The organism is Modicisalibacter sp. (assembly GCF_055145905.1).
On record NZ_JBSREH010000002.1, the window covers coordinates 60,160 to 83,806 of the forward strand.

At 68.5% G+C, this 23,647-nt stretch carries 23 protein-coding genes; 3 read left to right on the forward strand and 20 right to left on the reverse strand.

The features are described 5' to 3' along the window. Positions 1-66 precede the first annotated feature (66 nt). Both dinG and rhlB read right to left on the reverse strand, forming a co-directional pair. Positions 67-2,208 (reverse strand): ATP-dependent DNA helicase DinG, encoded by a 2,142-nt coding sequence (dinG, locus tag ACTCB7_RS02165; RefSeq protein ID WP_463005382.1) that lies wholly within the window; start codon positions 2,206-2,208, stop codon positions 67-69. Between the two features lie 142 nt (positions 2,209-2,350). Next, positions 2,351-3,625: an ATP-dependent RNA helicase RhlB gene (rhlB, locus tag ACTCB7_RS02170; protein WP_163650114.1), complete on the reverse strand. Its 1,275-nt coding sequence runs from the start codon at positions 3,623-3,625 to the stop codon at positions 2,351-2,353. A 144-nt stretch (positions 3,626-3,769) separates the two neighbouring features. Between rhlB and ACTCB7_RS02175 the strand changes: the two genes are divergently transcribed. Then, on the forward strand, positions 3,770-4,009 hold the full coding sequence (locus ACTCB7_RS02175; protein WP_463005383.1) for a hypothetical protein: 240 nt from the start codon (positions 3,770-3,772) through the stop codon (positions 4,007-4,009). Continuing rightward, on the forward strand, positions 4,009-4,824 hold the full coding sequence (gene xthA, locus ACTCB7_RS02180) for an exodeoxyribonuclease III (RefSeq protein ID WP_463005384.1): 816 nt from the start codon (positions 4,009-4,011) through the stop codon (positions 4,822-4,824). Before ACTCB7_RS02175 ends, xthA begins: the two co-directional genes overlap by 1 nt. Positions 4,825-4,831: 7 nt before the next feature. Here the strand turns inward: xthA and ACTCB7_RS02185 are convergent, their stop codons facing one another. The 8 genes from ACTCB7_RS02185 to ACTCB7_RS02220 form a co-directional block, all read right to left on the reverse strand. Next, entirely contained in the window at positions 4,832-6,061 is a 1,230-nt protein-coding gene (locus tag ACTCB7_RS02185) for a tetratricopeptide repeat protein (protein WP_463005385.1), read from the reverse strand. An 8-nt stretch (positions 6,062-6,069) separates the two neighbouring features. Next, positions 6,070-6,831, reverse strand: coding sequence for an energy transducer TonB (locus tag ACTCB7_RS02190; protein ID WP_463005386.1), 762 nt, complete (start codon positions 6,829-6,831; stop codon positions 6,070-6,072). After that, the gene (locus ACTCB7_RS02195) at positions 6,831-7,235 is read right to left on the reverse strand and encodes an ExbD/TolR family protein (protein ID WP_463005387.1); all 405 of its coding nucleotides are present in this window, start codon (positions 7,233-7,235) and stop codon (positions 6,831-6,833) included. The genes ACTCB7_RS02190 and ACTCB7_RS02195 overlap by 1 nt, the downstream gene beginning before the upstream one ends. Then, positions 7,228-7,761: a MotA/TolQ/ExbB proton channel family protein gene (locus ACTCB7_RS02200; RefSeq protein ID WP_463005388.1), complete on the reverse strand. Its 534-nt coding sequence runs from the start codon at positions 7,759-7,761 to the stop codon at positions 7,228-7,230. The genes ACTCB7_RS02195 and ACTCB7_RS02200 overlap by 8 nt, the downstream gene beginning before the upstream one ends. After that, on the reverse strand, positions 7,745-9,157 hold the full coding sequence (locus ACTCB7_RS02205; RefSeq protein ID WP_463005389.1) for a MotA/TolQ/ExbB proton channel family protein: 1,413 nt from the start codon (positions 9,155-9,157) through the stop codon (positions 7,745-7,747). Before ACTCB7_RS02205 ends, ACTCB7_RS02200 begins: the two co-directional genes overlap by 17 nt. Beyond that, complete coding sequence (locus ACTCB7_RS02210) at positions 9,154-9,990, reverse strand: DUF3450 domain-containing protein (RefSeq protein WP_463005390.1); 837 nt, start codon at positions 9,988-9,990, stop codon at positions 9,154-9,156. Before ACTCB7_RS02210 ends, ACTCB7_RS02205 begins: the two co-directional genes overlap by 4 nt. A gap of 152 nt (positions 9,991-10,142) precedes the next feature. Continuing rightward, a complete protein-coding gene (locus ACTCB7_RS02215) occupies positions 10,143-11,069 on the reverse strand; it encodes an electron transfer flavoprotein subunit alpha/FixB family protein (protein ID WP_463005391.1) in 927 nt (308 codons plus the stop codon). A gap of 14 nt (positions 11,070-11,083) precedes the next feature. Further along, complete coding sequence (locus ACTCB7_RS02220; protein ID WP_463005392.1) at positions 11,084-11,833, reverse strand: electron transfer flavoprotein subunit beta/FixA family protein; 750 nt, start codon at positions 11,831-11,833, stop codon at positions 11,084-11,086. 323 nt (positions 11,834-12,156) lie between these two features. Between ACTCB7_RS02220 and ACTCB7_RS02225 the strand changes: the two genes are divergently transcribed. Further along, positions 12,157-13,800 carry an electron transfer flavoprotein-ubiquinone oxidoreductase gene (locus tag ACTCB7_RS02225; protein ID WP_463005511.1) on the forward strand — a complete coding sequence of 548 codons (1,644 nt, stop codon included), beginning with the start codon at positions 12,157-12,159 and terminating at the stop codon, positions 13,798-13,800. A gap of 140 nt (positions 13,801-13,940) precedes the next feature. Here ACTCB7_RS02225 and ACTCB7_RS02230 read toward each other — a convergent pair whose 3' ends face one another. From ACTCB7_RS02230 to fabF, 10 genes are all read right to left on the reverse strand, one after another. Next, positions 13,941-14,765, reverse strand: coding sequence for a sulfurtransferase (locus ACTCB7_RS02230; RefSeq protein ID WP_463005393.1), 825 nt, complete (start codon positions 14,763-14,765; stop codon positions 13,941-13,943). 66 nt (positions 14,766-14,831) lie between these two features. Further along, entirely contained in the window at positions 14,832-17,036 is a 2,205-nt protein-coding gene (locus ACTCB7_RS02235) for an ATP-dependent helicase (RefSeq protein WP_463005512.1), read from the reverse strand. After that, positions 17,036-17,605 (reverse strand): DUF1285 domain-containing protein, encoded by a 570-nt coding sequence (locus ACTCB7_RS02240; RefSeq protein WP_463005394.1) that lies wholly within the window; start codon positions 17,603-17,605, stop codon positions 17,036-17,038. Before ACTCB7_RS02240 ends, ACTCB7_RS02235 begins: the two co-directional genes overlap by 1 nt. 24 nt (positions 17,606-17,629) lie before the next feature. Continuing rightward, positions 17,630-18,457, reverse strand: coding sequence for a TatD family hydrolase (locus tag ACTCB7_RS02245; RefSeq protein WP_463005395.1), 828 nt, complete (start codon positions 18,455-18,457; stop codon positions 17,630-17,632). A 43-nt stretch (positions 18,458-18,500) separates the two neighbouring features. Continuing rightward, positions 18,501-18,836 (reverse strand): PilZ domain-containing protein, encoded by a 336-nt coding sequence (locus ACTCB7_RS02250; RefSeq protein WP_463005396.1) that lies wholly within the window; start codon positions 18,834-18,836, stop codon positions 18,501-18,503. A gap of 22 nt (positions 18,837-18,858) precedes the next feature. Then, positions 18,859-19,845, reverse strand: coding sequence for a DNA polymerase III subunit delta' (locus ACTCB7_RS02255; protein WP_463005397.1), 987 nt, complete (start codon positions 19,843-19,845; stop codon positions 18,859-18,861). Next, a complete protein-coding gene (tmk, locus tag ACTCB7_RS02260; protein ID WP_463005398.1) occupies positions 19,833-20,477 on the reverse strand; it encodes a dTMP kinase in 645 nt (214 codons plus the stop codon). Before tmk ends, ACTCB7_RS02255 begins: the two co-directional genes overlap by 13 nt. 14 nt (positions 20,478-20,491) lie before the next feature. Continuing rightward, a complete protein-coding gene (gene mltG / locus ACTCB7_RS02265; RefSeq protein WP_463005399.1) occupies positions 20,492-21,493 on the reverse strand; it encodes an endolytic transglycosylase MltG in 1,002 nt (333 codons plus the stop codon). Positions 21,494-21,547: 54 nt separating this feature from the next. Next, on the reverse strand, positions 21,548-22,357 hold the full coding sequence (gene pabC, locus ACTCB7_RS02270; protein WP_463005400.1) for an aminodeoxychorismate lyase: 810 nt from the start codon (positions 22,355-22,357) through the stop codon (positions 21,548-21,550). Positions 22,358-22,362: 5 nt separating this feature from the next. Next, positions 22,363-23,601, reverse strand: a complete 1,239-nt coding sequence (gene fabF, locus ACTCB7_RS02275; protein ID WP_463005401.1) for a beta-ketoacyl-ACP synthase II — start codon at positions 23,599-23,601, stop codon at positions 22,363-22,365. Positions 23,602-23,647 lie beyond the last annotated feature (46 nt).

Consider the following 23,647-nt stretch of genomic DNA (forward strand, 5'->3'; position numbering starts at 1 on the left):
GCGCCTAGTTCCGGGCCCGTCAGCGACGGGCCCGGAGTCCTTTCTTCCACATCGTCCAGAGGCCGCTCAGGCCGTCGCGGCGACGCCGTCGATCTCGCGGCGAAACGGCGGCAGCGAGTCGAGCAGCGCACGGCCGTAGCGCCGGGTCAGCACCCGCCGATCGAGCAGCGTGATACGCCCCTCGTCGGCCTCCTTGCGAATCAGCCGGCCGCAGGCCTGGACCAGCTTGATCGAGGCATCCGGCACGGCGATGCGCATGAAGGGGTTGCCGCCGCGGCTCTCGATCCACTCCGCCAAGGTCGCCCCCACCGGGTCGTCGGGCACGGCGAACGGCAATCGCGTGATCACCACATGGGTCAGGTAGTGCCCCGGCAGGTCGATGCCCTCGGCGAAACTGGCCAGACCGAAGATGATACTCCCCTCCCCGGCATCGACCCGCTTGCGATGCCGATCCAGCAGTTCGCGCTTGGGCAGGCGATCCTGGGCCAGAATTCGCTCGCGCAATGCACTCGGCAACGCCTTCTCGACGGCACGCAGCTGGGCCCGCGAGGAGAACAGCATGAGCACCGCCTCGTCAGGCGCCAGCGTGGCGACGAAGTCGATGATGGCTTTCTCGTGTGCCTCGCGGTCGGCCGGATCGGCCGCCGCCTCGGGCACGCTGAGTACCGCCCGGGAATAATCGAAGGGGCTGGGCAGGCGCTGATAGCGATAGCGATTGGCCAGCCCTGCGCGCTCCTGTATCCGTTCGAAGCGCCCCAGCGCGGTCAGCGTCGCCGAGGTCACCACCGCACCGTGGCAGCTGCCCCAGAGATGACGCGCCAAGGTCTCGGCGGCCGATACCGGACTGGCCGCATAGGTCAGCTCGCTGTCGCCGCCCGGCGCCTCGAACGTCAGCCAGCGCGCCCGCGGCGGCTCGCCCTCGGGGTCCGTCTCCGCCATGGCCTGCCACAGGGCATGGGCCTCCAGGGCACGGCCGTGAAGCAGGGCTACCAGCGGCAGCCAGCTTTCGGCCTGCTCGCGGGGCAGCCCCGTGGATTTTTCCGGATCCAGGCTTTCGCGCAGGATATCGCTCATGGTCTCGAGCTGACGCGACAGCTCGGCGAACGGCGTCACCAGCGCCGCTGCCAGCTCGCGCAGCGCCTCCGGCGCCTGTCCCCGCGGGAAACGATGGTGGCGAGTCTCGCCGCCGGAGCCTTCCGGAAGGTCGGCCAGCTGGTGCCCCAGCGAAAAGGCCTCGCCGAGGCGCGGCTCCAGGGCGGCAATGAGCTCGGGGAAACCGGCCAGGATACGCGCCAGGGTCGGCTGCCCACCCAGAGCGGCATTGAGCTCGGTCAGCGATTTCTTGAGAGTACGCAGCCAGCGCAACGTGGCATTGACGCCAAAGCGGTGGTGGAAGTGCTCCAGGGCCTTGTCGGGCAGGTGATGCCCCTCGTCGAAGATGTAGATGCAGTCCTTCGGCGACGGCAGCACCACCCCGCCGCCGAGCGAGAGGTCAGCCAGCACGAGATCGTGATTGGCGACGATCACGTCGGCCTGATCCAGCCGCCGCCGGGCGCGAAAGAAGGCGCAGGCCCCGAAATGGCCGCAGCGGCGATTGGTGCACTGGCGATGATCGGTGGTCAGGCGCCGCCAGTCGGTCGGCTCGATCGCCTCGGGCCAGCTGTCGCGATCGCCTTCCCAACGGCCGTTGCCATAGGCATCGGCAAGTTCATTGACCAGCGCTTGAAAGTCATCGCCGTGGGCGGCACTGTCCGCCGGATCGAACAGCGACAGGGTGGAATTCTCCTCACCCCCGTCAAGCAGCTGATCGAGCTTGGCCACGCACAGGTAGCGCCCGCGCCCCTTGGCCAGCGCATAGTCGAACGTCAGGCCGCTGTGGGCCTGAAGCGCCGGCAGATCCTGATGCAGCACCTGCTCCTGCAGCGCGACCGTCGCGGTGGCGACGACCAGCCGCTTGCCATGCGCGCGGGCGACCGGCAGCGCGGCCAGCAGGTAGGCCAGCGTCTTGCCCGTGCCCGTCCCGGCCTCGAGCACACAGACATGCTCGTTGGAAATGCGCTGACCGGCATCGTCCACCTCGATGCCGCCCAGTGTGCGGGCGATCTCAGCGATCATCAGCCGCTGGCCGTAGCGCGGGGTCAGGTCGAGCCCCTCGAGCACGCGGCGATAGGCTTCCTGGATCTCGCCCTTGAGGGCTTCGTCTAGCATAAGCGTCCTAACGGTAAGCCTTGCGCCGCAAGCGGTAAGAGAAAACCATTCCAGCTGAGCCCAACCTGGCTCCATGGGCGGCCCCGCCAAAGCTGCAAGCCTTTTATACTCAAGGCTTGCAGCTTATAGCTTACAGCTGCCGTTAAAGCAGTCCTTCGGGCGGATGCTCGCAGGGCAGCTTGTCATTGATGAAACGCTCGATCTCGGGCAGCGAGAAGGCGTCTTCCTCGCCCACGAAGCTGATCGACACGCCCTTGGCGCCGGCACGACCGGTACGGCCGATGCGGTGCACGTAGTCCTCGGGGTCTTCCGGCAGGGTGTAGTTGATGACATGGCTGACATCATCGATATGAATCCCGCGGCCGGCCACGTCGGTGGCCACCAGCACCGTCAGCTCGCCCTCACGGAAACGCTCGAGGGTCTGGATGCGCTGATTCTGCGGCACGTCGCCGGAAAGCATGGCCACGTTGATGTCGGCCTTGCGCAGCAGATCGTCGAGCTTGCGCACCAGATCGCGACGGTTGCCGAAGACCATCACCCGCTCGAAGCTCTCCTGCTTGAGCAGATTGACCAGCAGCCGCTGCTTGTCGGCGTCGCTGACCAGATAGACCCGCTGGTCGATGTTGGCGGCGTTGTCGACGGTGACCTCGATCTCGACATGCGCCGGATTCCAGGTCCACTGCTCGGCCAGGTTGAGGATGTCCTGGGTGAAGGTGGCCGAGAACAGGAAGGTCTGACGCTCCTCCTTCTTCGGCGTGTGGCGGATGATGCGCTTGACGTCCGGGATGAACCCCATGGACAGCATGCGGTCCGCCTCGTCGAGTACCAGCACCTCGGTCTGGCTGAGGTCCACGTCGCGCTTCTGCTGGAAGTCCAGCAGGCGCCCGGGGGTGGCGACCAGGATGTCGAGCTTCTTGCCGAGCTGGTCACGCTGCTTCTGGTAGTCCATGCCGCCGACCACGCTGGCGACGTTGAGCGACGTGAAGCGGGCCAGCGCCTTGGCGTCCTTCTCGATCTGCAGCGCCAGCTCGCGGGTCGGCGCCACGATCAGCGCCCGCGGCGCCCCGGGCTTCTGGCCGTCCGGCGCGTCCTCCTCGAGGAAGTAGGCGAGGATCGAGATCAAGAAGGCGGCCGTCTTGCCGGTGCCGGTCTGGGCCTTGCCCACCACGTCACCGCCCAGCAGGGTGTGAATCAGCGCCTCGGCCTGGATCGGCGTGCAGTACTCGAACCCGAGGGCATGGATGGCCCGCATCAGCGGCAGCGGCAGATCGAAGTCGTGGAAGCGCCACTTGCCGGCCATCGGCGGCACCTGAAACTGGCGCAGATCCCAGCTCGACGGCTTCTTGCGCGGCTTGCGGCGCCGACGCTTGGGCTTGCGATTCTCGGCCGGGGCGGCTGTCTTTTCCGACTCACTCATAGGCTTGCGGTTGTTCCGGTTGCGTTGAAGGTGTCTATCATCGCGCCATTGTACCAGTCCTTGTCGACCAGGGCTTGCACGGGTGACGCCGTGCGCCGGCAAGCTGGTAGACTAGGCGCAGAACCGATTCAGGACGTTTTCCCCATGACACGCAAGAAGAAGACCCGCTCGCTGGCCGACAAGGTGACGATCCGCACCGGCCGGCGCAAGGATTATCGCCAGTGGCGCCACGACAATCCCGACGAGATCACCTCGTCGCGTCGCTACCTGCAGAAGAAGCGCCAGCAGCGCAAGCAGCAGGCCGCCCGCAAGCTGGCGCGCCAGCAGCAGGCCACCACGCTCTCGCTGCACAGCGGCAAGGAGTCGCCGGGAGACGATGCCTGATGCGTCTGGTTTCCTTCAACATCAACGGCATCCGTGCCCGCCTGCATCAGCTGCAGGCGCTGATCGACAGTCACGCCCCCGATGTCATCGGCCTGCAGGAAACCAAGGTCCACGACGACGCGTTTCCGCTCGAGACCGTGCAGGCCATGGGCTATCACGTCCACTATCACGGCCAGAAGGGCCACTACGGGGTCGCCCTGCTCACCCGCCAGGCCCCCGAGGCGGTCTTCTACGGCCTGCCCGATGACGGCGACGATGCCCAGCGGCGCCTGATCGGCGCCCGCCTGAGCGATGGCGACGGTGAGCCACTGACCGTGTGGAACGGCTACTTCCCCCAGGGCGAGAACGTCGACCATCCAACCAAGTTTCCTCACAAGCGCGCCTTCTACGCCCGCCTGAGCGAGATGCTCGAGCGCGACTACCGCCCCGACCAGCGGCTCGCGGTGATGGGCGATTTCAACATCTCGCCGGAAGACATCGACATCGGCATCGGCGAGCCCAACCGCAAGCGCTGGCTGCGCGAGGGCAAGACCAGCTTCCAGCCGGTCGAGCGCGAATGGCTCGCGCGCCTCAAGGACTGGGGGCTGATCGACGGCTACCGGCTCTGCCACCCTGATGATGCCGACACCTTCAGCTGGTTCGACTACCGCTCGAAGGGCTTCGATCGCGACCCCAAGCGCGGCCTGCGCATCGACTACATCCTGGTCACCGCACCGCTGGCCGAACGGGTCAAGGCCGCGGGCATCGACTACCCGCTGCGTGCCATGGAAAAGCCCTCCGACCACGCGCCGGTATGGCTCGAGCTCGACCTCTGAGCCTGCCTCAGCGCTCGCCCGCCCCGGCGGGCATCGGGACCTGCCCGTCATCGAGTGCCGCCAGCCAGGCCGCGGCCCGAGCGGCACCGGCCTCCCGGGCGGCCCGGAACGCCCGCCGCGCCGCGGCAGCGTCGCCCTGCTCGAAGGCCGCCACGCCCTCGAGCAACCAGTCGCGCGGCGTGGCCTCGCCGGCCTCGCGCGCTTGACGCAGGGCAGCCACCGCCGTCTGCCAGCGCCCCCAACCGTAGGCCAGCTCGCCCAGGCGACGCCAGTCATCCGCCTTCCCGCTGCGCTCGGCCACCGCCCGCCAGGCGGCCAGAGCCTTGTCGCGGGCGCGTGCGGCACTCCAGGCCCGGGCGAGCAGCCGGCGATTGTCGAGATCGTCGGCAAGGCGGCCCTGCTCGAGCGCCGCAGCGAGGCGCTCCGCGGCACGGGCCGGCGTTCCTCCCGCCAAGTGCAGTTCGATGAGCTGGCGCAGGTCGTCCTTGCCGGACAGCGCGCCGCGTCGCCAGCCAGCCTCCCAGATCGCCGCCGCACGCCCGGGCTGACCGAGCCGTTGGACAAGCCCGGCGGCCCGTCGCCAGGTTTCGGCCGGCACGTCGTCACCGGCCAGCCAGGCATCAAGCACATCCAGCGCCGCAGCGTCGCGCCCCGCCCGCTGATAGACGGCGGCGGCGAATGACTGCCAGCGCGACGGAATGGCCTCGGAAGCGTGCCGCGCCCGGTCGACCCACTGCGCGGCGGCCGCCCACTGGTCGAGCTGGGCCCGCGCCTGCGCCATCAGCCAGTCATCGTCGGCGTCTCCCTTGCCGCTCGCGAGCCAGCGTTCCAGCAGATCGGCGCCCTGCCGGGTCTGGCCGGCACGCAGGCGCAACCGGGCCTCCTGATGCAACCAGCGGCGCCGATAGCGCGATTCGATGCCATCGATGCCGCGTGCCTCGGCAAACAGATCCGCGGCACGCGCATCCTCGCCCTGCTCCGCCTGAGCCGTCGCCGCCATCTGCAGGAACAGCGCCCGCGCCCAGCGATCGGCGGCATTACCCCCTGCCAGTCGCTCCGCAGCAGCCTCGGCGTCGCGAGCGAGCGCCGCCGGATCATCACCCTCGAGACGCGCCTGCAGGCGCTGGAGGCTGGTCACCATATCGGGACGCAGTGCCGGCGCGGCCTCGACGGGGCCGGATAGCGCCATCAACCACACGCCGAGCCAGCCGGCGATGCGAAACCGTCGGGATTGCATGATCGTCGTCACCCCCTGAGCCGGAATACCAGACGCTGGCGCGCCTCGCGTGGCTGCGAGGCACGCGGGAACTCCCAGTTCGCGATCGCCCGCAACGCCGCCCGATCGAAGACATGCCGCGGGTCGGCATCGACCACGCGCAGCGAGTCGCGATCGACGCTGCCGTCCGGGCGGATCGTGAAGCGCACCTCGACGTAGCCCTCGATGCCCCGACGCTGGGCCCGGGACGGATACGTCGGCGGCACCCGCCGGGTCGGCCGGGGCGCACTCACCACCCCCTGATTGGCCGCTGCCTGATTGGCGTCTTCAGAGGGTGCGTCGCGGGTCGCGTCACTAACCGGGGCCTCGGCGGCCCGGGACGGCGGATCGAGACTGGGCGTCGGCTCCGGCTGCGGCTTGGGTGTCGGTGCTGGCTGCGGCCTGGGCTGCTGCGTGGCCAGCTCCGGCAGCTGGCGATCGAGGGGCACCGCCGGTGCCTGCGGTGTCGGCAGGTCGGGCGCCGGCATCGCTATCGGCCGGGTCGGACTCGGCGAAGGGATCGCCGCCGGGGGCGGTGGCGACGGCATAGCCGCGGGCGGACGGGGCGTCGTCCGACGGGCCGCGGAGGCCTCCTGCGGGGCTGGCTGCGACGGCGCCTCGACCAGCGCCACCGGCGCCGACATCTCGGCCTCGGGCCGCTCGTCGACCGGCGGGGCGACCAGCAGCGCCAGCAACGTCAGCAGCACCAGCGCCAGCACGGCGCCCCCCAAGGCACCTGCCAGATGACGCATCAGGAGCCGCTCCGTGTCGCCGCAACCGCCAGGTTGTCGACCCCGGCCTGGCGAAGACGGTCCATCACCTCGATCAGCAGGCCGGTGGTAGCGTTGCGATCGGCCTGGATCACCACGGCGCCATCGTCGTCGACCAGACCGGCCACCTTGCTGCCGACCCGGTGGAGATCCACCGGCTCGCCGTCGACCCATACTGCTCCCTGCGGGGTGATCGCCACCATCACCCGGGCCTCGGGCCGCGCCGTCGCCGTGGAGGACTCGGGGCGCTCGACCTCCACCCCGCTCTCCTTGATGAAGCTGGTGGTGACGATGAAGAAGATCAGCATGATGAAGACGACGTCGAGCATCGGCGTCAGGTTGATTTCGGCGGTTTCGTCGTCGCGTACCCTCCGGCGTCTACGCATGACGTTCCTCCACGGCCCGCGCCATGCGGTCATGCAACCGCTGGTCCTCGCGCCGAATAACCTGTTCCAGGCGGGTGACGAACAACAGCCCCACCACCGCCACGGCCATGCCGGTCAGTGTCGGCAGCGTCGCCCGGGCCACACCGTCGGCCATCGCCCGCGCCTGACCGGCTTGGGTCAGCGCCAGGCTGTCGAACACCTGGATCATCCCGGTCACGGTGCCCAGCAGGCCCAGCAGGGGGCACAGCGCCACCAGCAGCTTGAGCCACGGCAGCGGCCGGCGCAGCCGGGCGATCAGTTCGCGGGTCCAGACCTCGCGCAGCGTCAATGCGCTCCAGCTGACGTGATCGCGACGGGCGATCCAGCGTTTGATCAGTTCACGACGGGCATGGCGGTGAGTGAATCGCCAGTAGAGACCGCGCTCCAACGCCAGCGCAAACAGCGCCATGGCGACCACCGCGATCAGCTCCAGCACCGTGCCGCCGGCCTCGAACAGCCGGTCGAGGGGATCAATCGGTACCCACATACCCGCTCTCCCCGGTTGCCTGACGGGATTCCAGATGCTCGGCGAGCACCGCGCTGGCCTGGCCCTCGAGCACGCCGATCAGCGTGCGGCTGCGACTCGACAGCGCAGTCTGCGCGAACAGCAGCGGCACGGCGGTGATCAGGCCCAGCACGGTGGTCACCAGCGCCTGGCTGATGCCACCGGCCATCAATTGCGGATCGCCGGTGCCGAATACCGTGATCGACTGGAAGGTGACGATCATCCCGGTCACCGTGCCCAGCAGCCCCAACAGCGGCGCCACCGCCGCCAGCAGCTTGACCAGCGGCTGCCCACGCTCGAGACGCGGCTGCTCGGCGAGCAGCGCCTCGTCGAGACGCGCCTCGAGCGCTTCCGGGGCATGGCCTTCACCCAGCGCCTGGAAGCGCTGGAGCACCCGTCCCAGCGGGTTGTCGTCACGCAATGCGGCGATATTCCGGAGCTGGCGCCGCAGTCGCAGCGACACCCGCAGCAGGTAGGTGTACTGGGCCAATGCCGCCAGCAGGCCGAGGGCACCGAGCCCCACGATCACATAGCCGACGTAGCCGCCCTGCTGGAAGCGCTGCCACAGGCTCGGACGTCGCGACAGCGCCTCGAGCACCTCGCCCCGGGTCGGGTCGATGGCCACCCGCCCGCTCTTCCCCTGCTGATAGGCGCTCAGCGCGTCGCTGACCTCATCGGGGGTGTGATCGGTCGTTGCCAGCCCGCCGTCATCACCCGGCGAGCGCAGCAACTGGCCGTCGCTGAACGCCGTGAAGGCACCCAGGCGCATGACCTCGCGGGGTGCGACCGTCCCATCGCGGCCGGCCACCGGCGTCTCGAAACGCACCACACGACCGCTCTCGGCGGTGAGGCGCGCCAGGCTGTCCCCCAGCGCCTCGAGCCGGTCGAGATCGAGCAGCGCCTCGTCATCGGGTCGCCGGGGCAGGCTGGCATCGTCACCCACCGTCAGCCAGCTACCGCCCAGATCATCGCGCAGTTCGCCGATACGCTGGCGGATCACGCCCTGCACGCCGTCCAGCCCGCCGGTCTGCGACTGCGCCTTCCGGTGCAGTTCGTCGAGGCGCTTCTGCTGGTCGTCGCGTCGTGCCTCGAGGGTGTCGCGGCGCGACTGAGCCGCGTTCAGCCGCGCTCGAGCGTCAGTCAGCGCCTCGTCGAGCGCCTGGCGATCATCGAGCAACTCGGTGAGACGCCGGCGGTCCCGGGCTTCGGCGGCCCGGCTGTCGGCGCGAAAGTCCTCGAGCACCCGGGCCATCGAGGGGCGAGTGTCGCCGTCGGACGCTCCGGCATCGGCGCCGTCCTGCTGCGATTGAGCCAGCGACGGTAGCGCCAGCGACGACAGGGAAAGCCCCGTGAGGGCGATCATCAGTAAGGGTTTCATGAGTCGCCCTCCGTTTGCTCTCGAGACGCCCCTGAGGCCGCCTGCGAGGGGGCTTCCGGCGAGACGGACAACGGCAGGTCGAGCATCGCCGGCGCACGCTCTTCGCGGGCGATGCGCAGCCCCTTGCGAACCTCGCGCCGCGCGTCGCCATCCAGCGGCTGCCAGCGGTGCGCATCGGCCTGCCACACACCGCCCTGCTCTCCATTCGGCGTCAGGTAGTACCAGCCCAGCCGGCCCACACGCAGGTAGTCGACGGCCCGCGACTCACCCGAAGCCCCGTTGCCGGCCTGTTCGGGCTGGTAGAGACGCCCGTGCCAGGCATCCACCTCGCGCCCATACTCCAGTTCAGTGCGCCAGGCGGCGAGTACCCGGTCCAGCTTGTCGGCAGCAGACAGTTCGCCGCCGTCGAGCATCTGCTGCAGGCTGTCGATGCGGGCCTGGCGCTCGTCGCGCAGGAACGGCATGTCGGCCTCGACCAGCGCCTGCAACCGACCGACCAGCCGCCGGGTCAGCACCGGCAGGCGCTCGCCGGCATCGGCCAGTTGTGATACCGCTCGCTCACGCTTGCCGATGGCCTGAGCCTGACGCTCGACCTGACGCGCGAGTTCGTCGTCATACGCCTCGAGCCGGCTCGCCTCGCGCCGGGCGCGACGCAGTTCACGCAGAGCCTGGCGCGTCCGGTCATCCGCTGCATCAATTTTCTCCTGCAGGTTCGCCTGGCGCCGCTGGGCCTCGACCGCCGTCTCGTGCAGCGACGCCGCCTCGGCAAACCCGGCTCCCGCGACTCCTGCCGCGACGAGCAGGCAGGCCATCATCATGCCGACCTTGTCCACTGTACTGCTCCATCCGTTGGCCCGGCACAGGCCGGAAATGCTCGACACGCTAATGCAAAACAGAACCATTATCAACTGACAATTGAGTGCCAGAACGCACCAGGGCCGGCTCCATGAGCCGGCCCTGATCGAACAGTCACGACACCCCGTGCCTAGAGCTTGCTCTCGAGCTCCGGCAGCACCTCGAACAGGTCACCCACCAGGCCGTAATCCGCCACCTGGAAGATCGGGGCCTCCTCGTCCTTGTTGATCGCCACGATCACCTTGGAGTCCTTCATGCCCGCCAGGTGCTGGATGGCGCCGCTGATGCCCACGGCGATGTACAGCTCCGGGGCGACGATCTTGCCGGTCTGGCCGACCTGCATGTCGTTGGGCACGAAGCCGGCATCCACCGCCGCCCGCGAGGCGCCGATGGCCGCGCCCAGCTTGTCGGCGATGCCCTCGAGCAGCTGGAAGTTCTCGCCGTTGCCCATGCCGCGGCCGCCGGAGATCACCACCCGGGCGGCACCCAGCTCGGGGCGCTCGCTCTGCTCGAGCTGCTCGTCGACGAAGGATGAGAGAGTATTGTCGACCGCTCCGTCAATGGCCTCGACGCTCGCCGACCCGGTCTCGCCCACGGCGTCGAAGGCGGTGGTGCGCACGGTGATCACCTTGAGCGGGTCGGCCGACTGCACGGTGGCGATGGCGTTGCCGGCATAGATCGGCCGCTTGAAGGTATCGGCACTCTCGACGCTGAGGATATCGGAGAGCGCGGCGACGTCCTTGAGCGCGGCGAGCCGCGGCAGGACGTTCTTGCCGGTGGTGGAGGCGGCGGCCAGCACGTGCGAGTAGTCGTCGGCGAGGGTGACCAGCAGGTCGGCCAGCGGCTCGGCGAGCTGGTGGGCATAGACGGCAGCGTCGGCGATGCGCACCCGGCTGACGCCGTCGAGCCTGGCGGCCGATTCGGCCACGGCGGCGACGTTCTCGCCGGCGACCAGCACATCGATATCGCCTCCGATCGCCTTCGCGGCGGCGACCACATGGGCGGTGGCGCCGGCGAGCTGACCGTCGTGATGTTCGGCGAGGACCAGAATGCTCATGAGATCAGCTCCTTTCAAAGGACTTTGGCTTCGTTCTTCAGCTTGTCGACCAGCTCGTCCACCGAGCCCACCTTGATGCCGCCCTTGCGCTCGGCCGGCGTCTCGACCTTGAGCTGGGTGGTGCGCGGGACGATGTCGACGCCGAGCTCCTCGGGGGTCGTGGTCTCGAGCGGCTTCTTCTTGGCCTTCATGATGTCCGGCAGCTTGGCGTAGCGCGGCTCGTTCAAGCGCAGGTCGGTGGTGACCACCGCCGGCAGCGTGAGCGCAACGGTCTGCAGGCCGCCGTCGATCTCGCGGGTGACGTCCACCGTGCCTTCCTTGACGTCGACCTTCGAGGCGAAGGTGCCCTGCCCCATGCCGGTCAGCGCGGCGAGCATCTGGCCGGTCTGGTTGTTGTCGGTGTCGATCGCCTGCTTGCCGAGGATCACCAGCCCGGGCTGTTCGGCGTCGACCACCTGCTTGAGCAGCTTGGCCACCGCCAGCGACTCGACCCGCTCGTCGGTAGTGACATGGATGGCCCGATCGGCGCCCAGCGCCAGGGCGGTGCGCAGCTGTTCCTGGGCGGCCTTGGGGCCGACGGTGACGGCGACGATCTCGGTGGCGATCCCGCGTTCCTTGAGCCGCACCGCCTCTTCTACGGCGATCTCGCAGAACGGATTCATGGCCATCTTGACGTTGGTCAGGTCGACGTCGGAGTGATCCGCCTTGACGCGGATCTTGACGTTGTAATCGATGACGCGTTTGACCGCGACGAGTACTTTCATGGCGTCCTCGCTGGGTTAGAACCGGAAGGCATTAATTCATGCAAGCGTTTGATAGGGAAACCGGCCAAAACTGTAGTGTGCCACAGGTTTGAGTACCGCCCAAGATGGCGGTGCATCGCCCGTACCGCGGGCCTGTACCCCCTGCGATAGTGGAATATGACTAGCACCAATTCCCGCTAGAAGCAAACGATCGTTTTAATTATAGTAAGGGCTCCGAAAATTCAGCGACACGATGATTTTCGGTGACGCCTTTCGCGTGCCGAAGATCGGCATGGCCGCCCGCCACTGCCCTGACCGAGGAGATAGCCGTGGAACGCGAATACATGGATTTCGACGTGGTGATCGTCGGCGCCGGCCCCGCCGGCCTGTCCGCCGCCTGCCGTCTGATGCAGCAGGCCCAGGCGGCCGAACGCGAACTGACGGTCTGCGTGGTCGAGAAGGGCTCCGAGGTCGGGGCGCACATCCTCTCCGGCGCCATCCTCGAGCCCCGCGCGCTCGACGAGCTGTTCCCCGACTGGGCCGAGCGCGGCGCGCCGCTGACCACCCCGGCCACCCGCGACGAGGTCCATCTGCTCAAGGATGCCGAGAAGACCTGGAAGCTGCCCGACGCCCTGGTGCCCAGGAGCATGCACAACGTCGGCCAGGGCCGCACCAACTACGTGATCAGCGCCGGCAACCTGTGCCGCTGGCTCGGCGAGCAGGCCGAGGCGCTGGGTGTCGAGGTGTTCCCGGGCTTCGCCGCCCAGGAAGTGCTCCACGCCGAGGACGGCACGGTGCGCGGCATCATCACCGGCGACATGGGCGTGGGCGCCGACGGCGAGCCCAAGGACGGCCACATGCCGGGCATGGAACTGCGCGCCAAGTACACGCTGTTCGCCGAGGGCGCGCGGGGTCATCTCGGCAAGCGGCTGATCGAGCGCTTCGACCTGGCCGCGGGCAAGGACCCGCAGCACTACGGCATCGGCCTGAAGGAACTCTGGGACGTGCCGGCGGAGGTCCACGAGCCCGGGCTGGTGCTTCACGGCTCCGGCTGGCCGCTGCCCGACGACACCCAGGGCGGGTTCTTCCTCTACCACGCCGAGAATCAGCAGGTGGTGGTGGGCCTGATCGTCGATCTCGCCTATACCAATCCTTACCTGTCGCCGTTCGACGAATTTCAGCGCCTGAAGCATCACCCGCTGCTCAAGCGCTACCTGGAAGGCGGCTCGCGGGTCGCCTACGGTGCCCGCGCCATCGCCAAGGGCGGCTTCAACTGCCTGCCGAAGATGACTTTCCCGGGCGGTCTGCTGATCGGCTGCGACGCCGGCACCCTCAACTTCGCCAAGATCAAGGGCATTCACACCGCCATGAAGTCGGGCCTGGTGGCCGCGGAGACGGTCTTCGCCGCCCTCGCCGAGGGCGACGAGGGCGGCCGCGAACTCACCGCCTTCACCGAGGCCTGGCAGGCGAGCTGGGCCTACGCCGAACTCGAGGAAAGCGCCAGCTTCGGCCCGGCGATCCACAAGTACGGCAATGTGCTGGGCGGCGCCTACAATGTCCTCGACCAGTGGCTGGGCGGTCGCCTGCCGCGGGTCCACGACACCACGCCGGATCACGCCCGGCTCGAGACCGTCGACCAGGCGCAACCGATCGACTATCCGAAACCGGACGGCAAGCTGTCCTTCGACAAGCCCTCCTCGGTGTTCCTTTCCAACACCAACCACGAGGAGGACCAGCCCTGTCACCTGAAGCTCACCGATCCCGAGGTGCCGATCCGCGACAACCTGCCCAGGTATGCCGAGCCGGCGCAGCGCTACTGCCCGGTGGGCGTCTACGAGGTGGTCGAGGACGATGACGGCCAGCCGCGGTTCCAGATCAACTTCCAGAACTGCATCCACTGCAAGACCTGCGACATCAAGGACCCGGCGCAGAACATCACCTGGGTGGCGCCGGAGGGCGGGGGTGGGCCGAACTACCCGAACATGTAAATGTGAGGGGAGTGAGGTGAGAGGGGCGGGATTCGAAGCCCCAAGCCCGCATAAAGCCAACCGCCCCGCGGCAGATGCGCGGGGCGGTTTTTCTTCCCGCTTCAAGCTTATGGCTTACCGCTCCCGGACTCAGTCCGGGCTCACTCGCCGGTGGCAACGGGTCGGGCGGGATCGCGGATCCAGTGGCTCCAGGAACCGGCGTAGAGCTTCGGCAGTGTCCGGCCGGCAATGGCATAGGCCAGGATATTGTGGCAGGCGGTGACGCCGGACCCGCAATAGCTAGCCTCGCTCGGCGGCAGCTCGGCATCGAGCTGCGCCGGCGTCTTGAAACGCCCGCTCTCGTCGAGGTTGTCACTGCTGGGGCGACAAGCCGCCCCGGGAATATGCCCGGCGACGGGATCGATCGGCTCGGCGTCGCCACGAAAACGCTCCCGCCCACGGGCGTCGACCAGGGCCAGCTCGCCCTTCGCCACGGTGTCGGCGCTGATCCATGCCGTGTCGTCGAAGGTCGGGGACCAGTTCGAGGCGGCCACCGGCGCAACCGGCTCGCCGCTCTCGAGCGCGCCTCCCGCGTCCTGCCAGGCGGCGACCCCGCCGTCGAGCACGCGCACGTCGGGGTGCCCCGCCCAGACGTGTAGCAGCCACCAGGCCCGCGCCGCCGCCAGCTGGCCACCGGCATCGTCGTAGACGATCACCGGCACCGCCGGCGTGATGCCCAACCGGTGCAGCGTGGCGGTGAAGCGCCCCGGCTCGGGCAGCGGATGGCGACCGCCCTCACCGGGCGGGTCGGCCAGGTCCGTATCGAGATCGAGATGCCGACTGCCGGGCAGATGGCCTTCCCGCCAGAGCCGTCGGCCGGCATCGGGGTCGCCCAGACGGGCTCGGCAATCGAGAAGCAGCACCGACCGGTCCTGCGTCAGCCAATCCCGTACCGTGGTGGCATCCACCAGCGTTTGCAGCGACATCTCCCGCCCTCCTCTTGTCCGTTTGTCCGTGTATACGTGCCTTGTGTGGCGGCCGCAAGCCACCGTCTATGGCTCCGCGCTTTCCAGCGGAGCACGCCGGGCGATGAGACGCCGCCGCCCGGCCTGGTCGAAACGGATATCGAGCACCGGGTCGGCGGGCTTGCCTTCGATGACCAGAATCTCGCCACCGCCGAAAACGGCATGATGCACCCGCTGCCCGACCCGGTAATCGTCCGTTCCGCCGCCAGGCTCGACGGGCGCACCACGCGAAATCGGCGGGTCGATATCCTCGCGCCCCACCGCCTTGAGGTAACGCGCCACCAACTCGGGCTCGGCCACCGCGAGCGGCGCGTCGCTCGGGACCTCCAGGGCGTGGGCGACCTGCATGCAATCGGCCCAAGCGGTCTCCTGCAGAAAGCGGCTGGGTCGGTGCGTGCCGCCGTCATGCAGCATCAGCAGCTGCTCACGAGCCCGGGTCGCCGCCACGTAGAAGAGGCGCCGCTCCTCCTCGAGGCGTTCGTCATCCAGCGGGTTGTCCCGGGAATAATGGGGAAAGTCTTCCTCGTTGAGTCCCCACAGCGCGACCAGCGGCCACTCCAGCCCCTTGGCACCGTGCACGGTGGTGATCAGGACACCCTCGTCGCCGCTGACCCCGTCGTGCCGGGTATCCGGGCGACTGCCCAGCAGCTCGAGAAAATCATCGGGCGCCTGGGCCATCTCCTCGGCCTGTTCGATCAGCACGTCCAGCAGGCGCACGTCCTCCTCGCCCTTTTCCCGACGGGCGGCGGCGCGCTTGAGCACCTTGTCGGCGTCCAGGCGCTCCACCACGTGCTCCAGCAGCCGCGCGGCCGGCAGCCCGCCCAGGCGCGGCAGTTCGCAGAGCAGTTCCCAGCGGCGCTTGAGGTTGCGCCGCTGGACCGGCTTGAGCCCTTCCAGCAAGGGGTCCTGCCGCATCGGCCAGCGCTGGGTCTCGGCCAGCTGCCGCGTCACCGCTTCCAGTCTTTCGCGGGCGACGAAGGGCGTGGGCTGCGAGAACAGCAGCAGCAGGTGCGCGGGATCCTGCAGGCGCCGGGGCTCGCGCGCCAGTTGCAGGTAGCCGGCCAGCGCCTGGACCAGCGGCAGGCGAAAGACAAAGCGATCCTCCCGGGCCAGCCGAAAGGGAATCCCCGCGCGCAGCAACTGCAGCTGCACGGGGACGGAAAGCGTCCAGCTACGCACCAGTACCGCACAGTCGGCGAGCCGCCCCTGCTGTTGCCAGGCCGTCAGCGCCTGCAGCAGCGGCGCGGCTCCCTGACCCTGCTCGATGCGGGTATCAGGGTTGGTCGGTGCCGCCAGGCACAGCTGGTCGGGACGCCGCCGGTTACCGCGGATGGCATGGTTGGCGGCCAGCGCCAGGGCATGGCCGTGGCGGAAGGTCACCGACAACGGGTAGTCGCGGGCAGCGCCGAAGGTGGCGGCAAAGCGCTCGAGCATGTAGTCGGGGCGCGCACCGCGCCATTCGTAGATGCACTGGTTGGCGTCGCCGACCGCCATCACCGCGGCGCGCTTTCCCGCCAGCAGGGCCAACAGGCGCTGCTGGGCCTCGTTGATGTCCTGGTACTCGTCGATGATGACGTGATCGAGGAACCCCTGGACCCGTGCCCGGGCATCGGCGTCCCGGGACAGACAGCGCAACGGCCGATACAGCAGGTCGGCGTAGGTCATGCGGCCATGAGCCTCGAGCAGCGACTCCATGGCATCGAAGGCAGCCACGAAATGCGCCGTCCCCTCCCCCAGATCCATGCGCTCGTAAAGCACCTGCGGCGCAACCAGCTCGGCCTTGACCATCTCGCAAAAGTGACCGAGAGCCTCGAGCCGGTCGGGCTCGAGCGCCGCCTCGCGGGTCGAGGTATCGGCCTCGCCCAGCACCTGCTGGGTAGCCTGGCGCAACAACCGCTCGCGCTGCCAGTCCGCGGTGAGCAGCTCGCGCGGCGCCAGTCGCCCCCAGCTCACCAGACTGCGGGTCAGCCGATGGCCGATGGAATGGAAGGTGCGCACGTCGGGCAGCACCAGGTCCGCAGGCGCCAGGGCCTCGAGCTTGGCGGCGAAGTCCTCGCGGGCCGCGCGGTTGAACATCAGCACCAGCAACCGACGCGGCGGCACGCCCCGTTCGAGCAGGGCCAGCACCCGGGCGACCATCGTGGTGGTCTTGCCGGCGCCGGCCACCGCGGCGACACGGGCATGACCGTCGCCGTGCTCGACGACGGCACGCTGCTCGTCGGTCAGTGTCATCAAGCGTCGGGCTCCAGCCGGCCCAGCGGCTGCCACACGCCATCGCTGACCAGACCCCACTCCTCGGCGCCCTCCACTCGACGGCTCTCGGCTACATCAAGCAGCCGGTAGTAGACATTGCGATTGAGCCGGGCGGCCAGGCCGTGACGCACCGGGACCTCGGGAACGACGTCGCCGCCGGGCATCGGGCTCAGGGCGAGGCGATGCTCGGCCCCCAGTGCGAGCGCATCGCCCAGATTGGTCGTCAGGCGCCAGCCGCCGTCCGGCGCATCGGCTTCGCGGTCGGCATCGACGATCAGCAGGGGGCGATCCTCGACCCGGACACGCCACTTTTCCACCGGCGAGACAAGGTAATACTCTCCGTCGGCCTCGCGGCGCAGGATGGTCGACAGCAGGCGCACCAGACGCGGGCGCGTCATCGCCCGACCTTCGTGGTACCAGCGCCCATCGGCGGCGATGGTCAGCGCCATGTCACCACTCAGCGGCGGTGTCCAGGTTTCCAGCGGCGGCAGCCGGCCGGGATCCACCATCGCCGGCTCGACATGACCGATCAACCCTTCCAGCACCATGACCTCCTCTCCCGGGCCGCCGGCTCAGCGCCATCCGGCCTCTTCCAGTGACTGTCGCAGGTCCTCGGGCGCCTGCGGAAGCGCTTCACGGAACAGCCGATAGAAGTTGGCGGTCGTCTGCATCGCCACTTCGTCGACACTGATCCCGCGCTCGGCGGCGATGCACTCGGCCACCTCGACGACCCATTGCGGCTCGTTGGGCTTGCCGCGGTGCGGGACCGGGGCCAGATAGGGGCTATCGGTCTCGATCAGCAGCCGATCCAGCGGAATGGCCCGAGCCAGCTCACGGATCGTCGCGGCATTGCGGAAGGTGACGATGCCCGACAACGAGATCAAAAAGCCGTGGCGTACCGCTTCCCGTGCCATGTCGAGGTCTTCGGTGAAACAGTGCAACACGCCACCGACGGCCGGATCCACATGCTCGGCGATCAACGCCAGGGTGTCCTCCCGGGCCTCGCGGGTATGGATGATCACGGGCAGTTCCAGCTCCCGGGCGGCGATCAGGTGATTGACAAAACGGCTGCGCTGCAACGCGGGCGCGACGCCCTGATAATGGTAGTCGAGGCCGGTCTCGCCGATCGCCACCGCTGCATGACGCTCGGCACACGCCTTGATGGCCTCCACATCCGGCTCGTCGGAGACCTCGTGGAGCGGATGCACGCCGGCGGAGATCACCACGTCGTCGTGCTCGCGGGCAATCGCCGCCAGGCCGGGCACGTCTTCCAAGGTGACGGCGATCGCCAGAAACTGGCGAACCTCGCGCCGACGGGCGGCATCGAGAGCGGCATTCAGGTCACCGTCGTGGGCGGAAAGATCCAGACGATCCAGATGGCAGTGGGAATCGACAAACATGCAGGAAAGCTCGTGACTGACGTGAAAGAAGAAGAATGAAGGCTCAGAAGGTGAAGGTGGGCGAGCCCTTGTCGAGCAACCCGGCCAGGTGGTTCTCGATCCGGTCACGGACCCGCTGGTCATTGGCGCCGAAATGCACGCCGATGCCGGGAATGCGGCGCCCCGAGACACCCGGTGGGGAGATCCAGACCACATCGCCGCTCACCGGCAGGCGCTCGCTCTCGCCGGGCAGCGTCAGCAGCAGATACACGGGCTGGCCCAGCGAGTAGGCATCCTGCGTCGGCACGAAGATACCGCCCCGCTCCAGCGCCGGCATGTACGCCGACAGCAGCGTGCGGTGATCCTTGAAGGTCAGCGAGAGCGCTTTCTGTTCCGCCATGACATCCTCCTTGCCTGCCCGCTCAGGAACGCAGCAACGCCGACCAGCGCACCAGCCAGGCCTCGAGCACCAGCTGGGGATTGGGATTGCCGCCGGCCACCAGCAACCGCTGCTGCTCGCGGGCGTAATCGAGCAGCCGGAACCAGTCGCGCACCCGACCGTTCTTGATCGCCTGGCGGTAGAGCGGCAGCAGATCGGAATTGCGAACCTGCCCGGTGTCGCCGGACAACCCCAGCCGAATCAGGTCTTCCAGCCAGGCGATACCGTACCACAGGATGCGCTCGACCGCCTGGCGGTCGAGTCGGGCGGCCTCGGCGACCGGCTCGGCGCCACGCACCAGGGCGTCGAAGAGCTCCTGTAACGTCTGACGCAGCTGGCGGGCCTCCCCGCTTGCCAGCTCGCGCGCCAGCAGCGGCAGCCCGCCGGCCACGCGCAGCCAGAACACCGCCTCGCGTTCATCCCCCAGCGCCTCGGACAGCCAGGGGAGACAGGCCGCCGGGGCCGGCACCGTCAGCGTCCAGTGCTGGCAGCGCGAACGGATCGTCGCCAGCATTCGCGACGGCACATCCGAGAGCAGCACGAACAGAGTGCGCGACCCTGGTTCCTCGAGACTCTTGAGCAACGCATTGGCCGCCGCCACGTTCATCGCCTCGGCAGGCTGCAGCAGGATGACTCGATAGCCGCCCTGCTGGGCGGTCTGGGCGACGAACTGATTGACCTCGCGGATCGGATCGATGCGAATCTGGCGTCGATTGTCGGCCGGACTGATCCGCAACAGATCCGGATGGTAGCCGGCAGCCAGCATCCGGCAGCCGTGACAGTGGCCGCAGGCCGCATCCCCGGGCGCCTGGCAGAGGGTCCGCGCCACCAGCGCCTCGGCCAGTTGCTGCTTGCCCAGCCCGTGCGGGCCGGAAATCAGCAGGGCATGGGGCAGCCGATCCGTGGACTGCAGTGCGACCAGGCGCTGCCAGAGCTCGGACTGCCATGGCAGCGGCGTCAGCTCCGCCATGCGGCCACCCGTTCATCGAGACAGTGGCGGATATCGGCCTGCACCTGCGTCAGCGGGCGCGCGGCATCGATCACCGCGAAGCGCGTGGGTGCCGCCGCAGCCCGTTCGAGATAGCCCTGCCGCACCGCATCGAAGAACTCTGCGCGCTCGCGCTCGAAGCGATCGAGCGTCTGTCCCCGTGCCGTCACGCGCTCGCGCGCGGCGTCCACGGGCATGTCCAGCAGCAGCGTCAGATCGGGCTGCAGCCCCCGCTGCACGAAGGTCTCGAGCGTGGCGATGTCGGAACGGTCGAGCCCCCGGGCGCAGCCCTGATAGGCATAGGTGGCATCGGTGAAGCGGTCGCAGACCACCCAGACGCCGCGCTCCAAGGCCGGCCGGATCCGGCGCGCCAGGTGCTGGGCCCGCGCCGCGAAGATCAGCAGCAGTTCGGCATCATCGGCCAGCGTTTCCGCCTCGTCGGGGTCCAGCAGCAGCTCACGAATCGCCTCGGCCCGCGGCGTACCACCGGGCTCGCGCGTCGTGAGCGTCTCGATGCCCAGCGACTCGAGATGATCTCGCACCAGGGACAGGTTGGTGCTCTTGCCGACCCCCTCCCCCCCTTCGAGGGTGATGAAGCGTCCGCGTGATGGCATGGGCAGCGCCTCGTCTAGCGGTTGAGAATGTAGCGACGCACGGCGGCATTGTGCTCGCGCAGCGTCGCCGAGAAGTGGTGACTGCCGTCGCCCTTGGCTACGAAATACAGGGCGTCGCCGTCGGCCGGGTGCACGGCCGCACGCAGCGCGGCCATGCCGGGCATGGCGATGGGGGTGGGCGGCAGCCCGTCGATGACGTAGGTGTTGTAGGGGGTCTTGCGCTGCAGGTCGGCACGCGTGATGTTGCCGTCGTAGTCGTCTCCCAGGCCGTAGATGACGGTGGGATCGGTCTGCAGCCGCATGCCCTTTTCCAGGCGTCGCACGAAGACGCCGGCGATCCGGGCACGCTCGCCGTCGACACCGGTTTCCCGCTCGATCAGCGAGGCCAGGGTCAGCGCCTGATAGGGCGATTTCAGCGGCAGATCCTTGTCACGGCCGTCCCAGACTTCGGCCAGGGCAGCCTGCATGCGGGCGTAGGCCTGCTCGAGGATCGCCTGGTCGCTCACCCCCTTGTGATAGCGGTAGGTGTCGGGGAAGAAGCGTCCTTCCGGATGCTGACCGGGGTGGCCCAGACTGGCCATCACCTCGCCGTCGTCGACTCCCTTGAGGGTGTGCTTGAGCTTGGCGGCCTCGTCCAGCGCCCGGCGGATCTGACGGAAGGTCCAGCCCTCCGGGAAGGTCACCGTGTAGGTGACCACCTGATCGCTGCCCAGCCGCTCGAGTGCGGCCCGGCTGCTCATCCCGGGTTCGAGGCGGAATTCGCCGGCCCGCAGCGCCGGCCAGGCCGAGGGGCGAAGGCGCTGGGCAAGCTTGAAGGGCCAGGCTTCGGCCAGCACGCCCCGACTCACCAGATCATCGACAACGCGGTCGAAGCCGGCCCCCTGGGGCACTTCGTAGAGCATCGACTGCTCGATGGCCACCGGCTGAGCCAGCCGCGACTGCCAGTACTGGAAGGCGCCGAAGGCCACGAGCGCCAGTACGGCCAACGCGGCAAGAACGATTTTCAACCAACGCATGCGGTGTCCTTACGAGGGTGTCCTTACGAGAGATTGGGCGCCATGCGCCCGCGGTCATCCGGTGAGGCGAGGATACCGCAGCAGATCATGCCCGGCATCCTGCAGGACGCGTGCGGCTCTGGGCGCCACGGGCCAGGCCCGCAGTTCGCCACCCCGGGCATCGAGCAGGCGCCGCACCGGCCATAGCCCCTGCACCGAGTTGCCGACCCACAGCGACTCGGCCTGCGTCAGGGCGTCGGCACCGGCCGCCACCGATGTGATCGGCAGCCGTTCACAGAGCGTCTCTCGCAGGGTACCGGCCACACCGCAGGCATCCAGAACAGGGGTTTCCCAGCGCCCTTCACGACACCAGAACAGGTTCATGCTGGTAGCCTCGACGACATGCCCGGCCATGTCGAGCAGCACCCCTTCGGCAATGGCAGGATCGTCCCACTCACGTCGGGCGAGCACGTTCTCGAGGCGGTTGAGATGCTTGATGCCGGCCAGTGCGGGTTGCCTGGCCAGGCGAAGATCGCAGAGGCGGAGCGTGACGCCCTCGCGCCAGCGGATTTCCTGTGGTGCGAAGGGCGTCATCCGCCAGCGATAGCGCGGTTCCGGTTCGGCGGGCGGCAGGTAACCCCGGCCGCCACTCCCCCGGGTGACGATCAGCTTGAGTACCGCCAGCCCTGGGCCGGCCCGGGGCGGCAATGCCGCCAGCATGGCCTGTTCGGGACAGGGAATCCCCAGACGCTCGCAGCCGCGCCGCAGCCGCGCCAAGTGCGCTTCCCAGAGCGTGGGCCGGCCGTCGCGGACGAGGATGGTCTCGAACACCCCATCCCCATAGGCCAGCCCGCGATCGTCGAAGGGAACGCCGTCGTCCTGCATGGGGCTCAGGCGCGCGAGAAGATCAGCGAGCCATTGGTCCCGCCGAAGCCGAACGAGTTGGACAGCGTGTGCGTGATGGGCATTTCACGGGCCGTGTGCGGCACGTAGTCCAGCCGACAGCCATCCTGCGGGTTGTCCAGGTTGATGGTCGGTGGCGCCACCTGGTCGCGCAGCGCCAGTACGCAGAACACCGCTTCGACAGCACCGGCCGCACCCAGCAGGTGGCCGATCATCGACTTGGTGGAGCTGACCGCCACCTGCCGGGCCGCCTCGCCCAGGACGCGCTCGATGGCCTGACTCTCGGCCAGATCCCCGGTGGGCGTGGAGGTGCCGTGAGCGTTGATGTACTGAATCCGCTCCGGCGTCAGGCTGGCATCGTGCAGCGCGTTGCGCATGGCTGCCGCCGCGCCGCGGCCGTCCTCGGGTGGCGCAGTCATGTGGTGCGCGTCATCACTCATGCCGAAGCCCGTCAGCTCGGCGTAGATCGTCGCGCCCCGTGCCTTGGCGTGCTCATAGTCCTCGAGCACCACGACCCCGGCGCCGTCGGAAAGCACGAAACCATCGCGATCCCGGTCCCAGGGGCGACTGGCGGCGGCCGGATCATCGTTGCGTGTCGACAGCGCCCGCGCCGCGGAAAACCCGCCCAGACCGAGCGGTGTGGTGGCCATTTCCGCCCCGCCGCAGACCATCACGTCGGCATCGCCGTAGGCGATGGTGCGTGCCGCGTAGCCGATATTGTGCGTGCCCGTGGTGCAGGCCGTGGTAATGGCAATGTTTGGGCCCTGGAAGCCGTAGCGAATCGCCAGATTGCCGGCGATCATGTTGATGATCGAACCGGGCACGAAGAACGGCGAGATACGCCGCGCCCCGCCCTTGAGCAGGGCGTTATGATTGTGTTCGATCATCGGCAGACCGCCGATACCCGACCCGATTGCCACCCCGATCCGGTGCGCGTTGTCCTCGCGGCATTCCAGCCCGGCATCCTGGACCGCCTGCGAGGCCGCCGCGATCCCGTACTGGATGAACAGATCCATCTTGCGCGCGTCCTTGGGGTTCAGATAGGGGCTGATATCGAAGCCCTTGACCGAGCCGCCGAAGCGCGTATTGAAACCACTGGTATCGAAATGCTCGATCGGGGCTATGCCGCTCTTGCCCGCCAGGATGTTGCTCCAGCTCTCCTCGACGGAATTACCGACCGGTGTCACCAACCCCAGTCCGGTCACCACGACCCTTCTACGAGGCATCAGCTCTCCTCCAGATGTCCATGTCAGGCGCTTGCCTAGCGGCGCA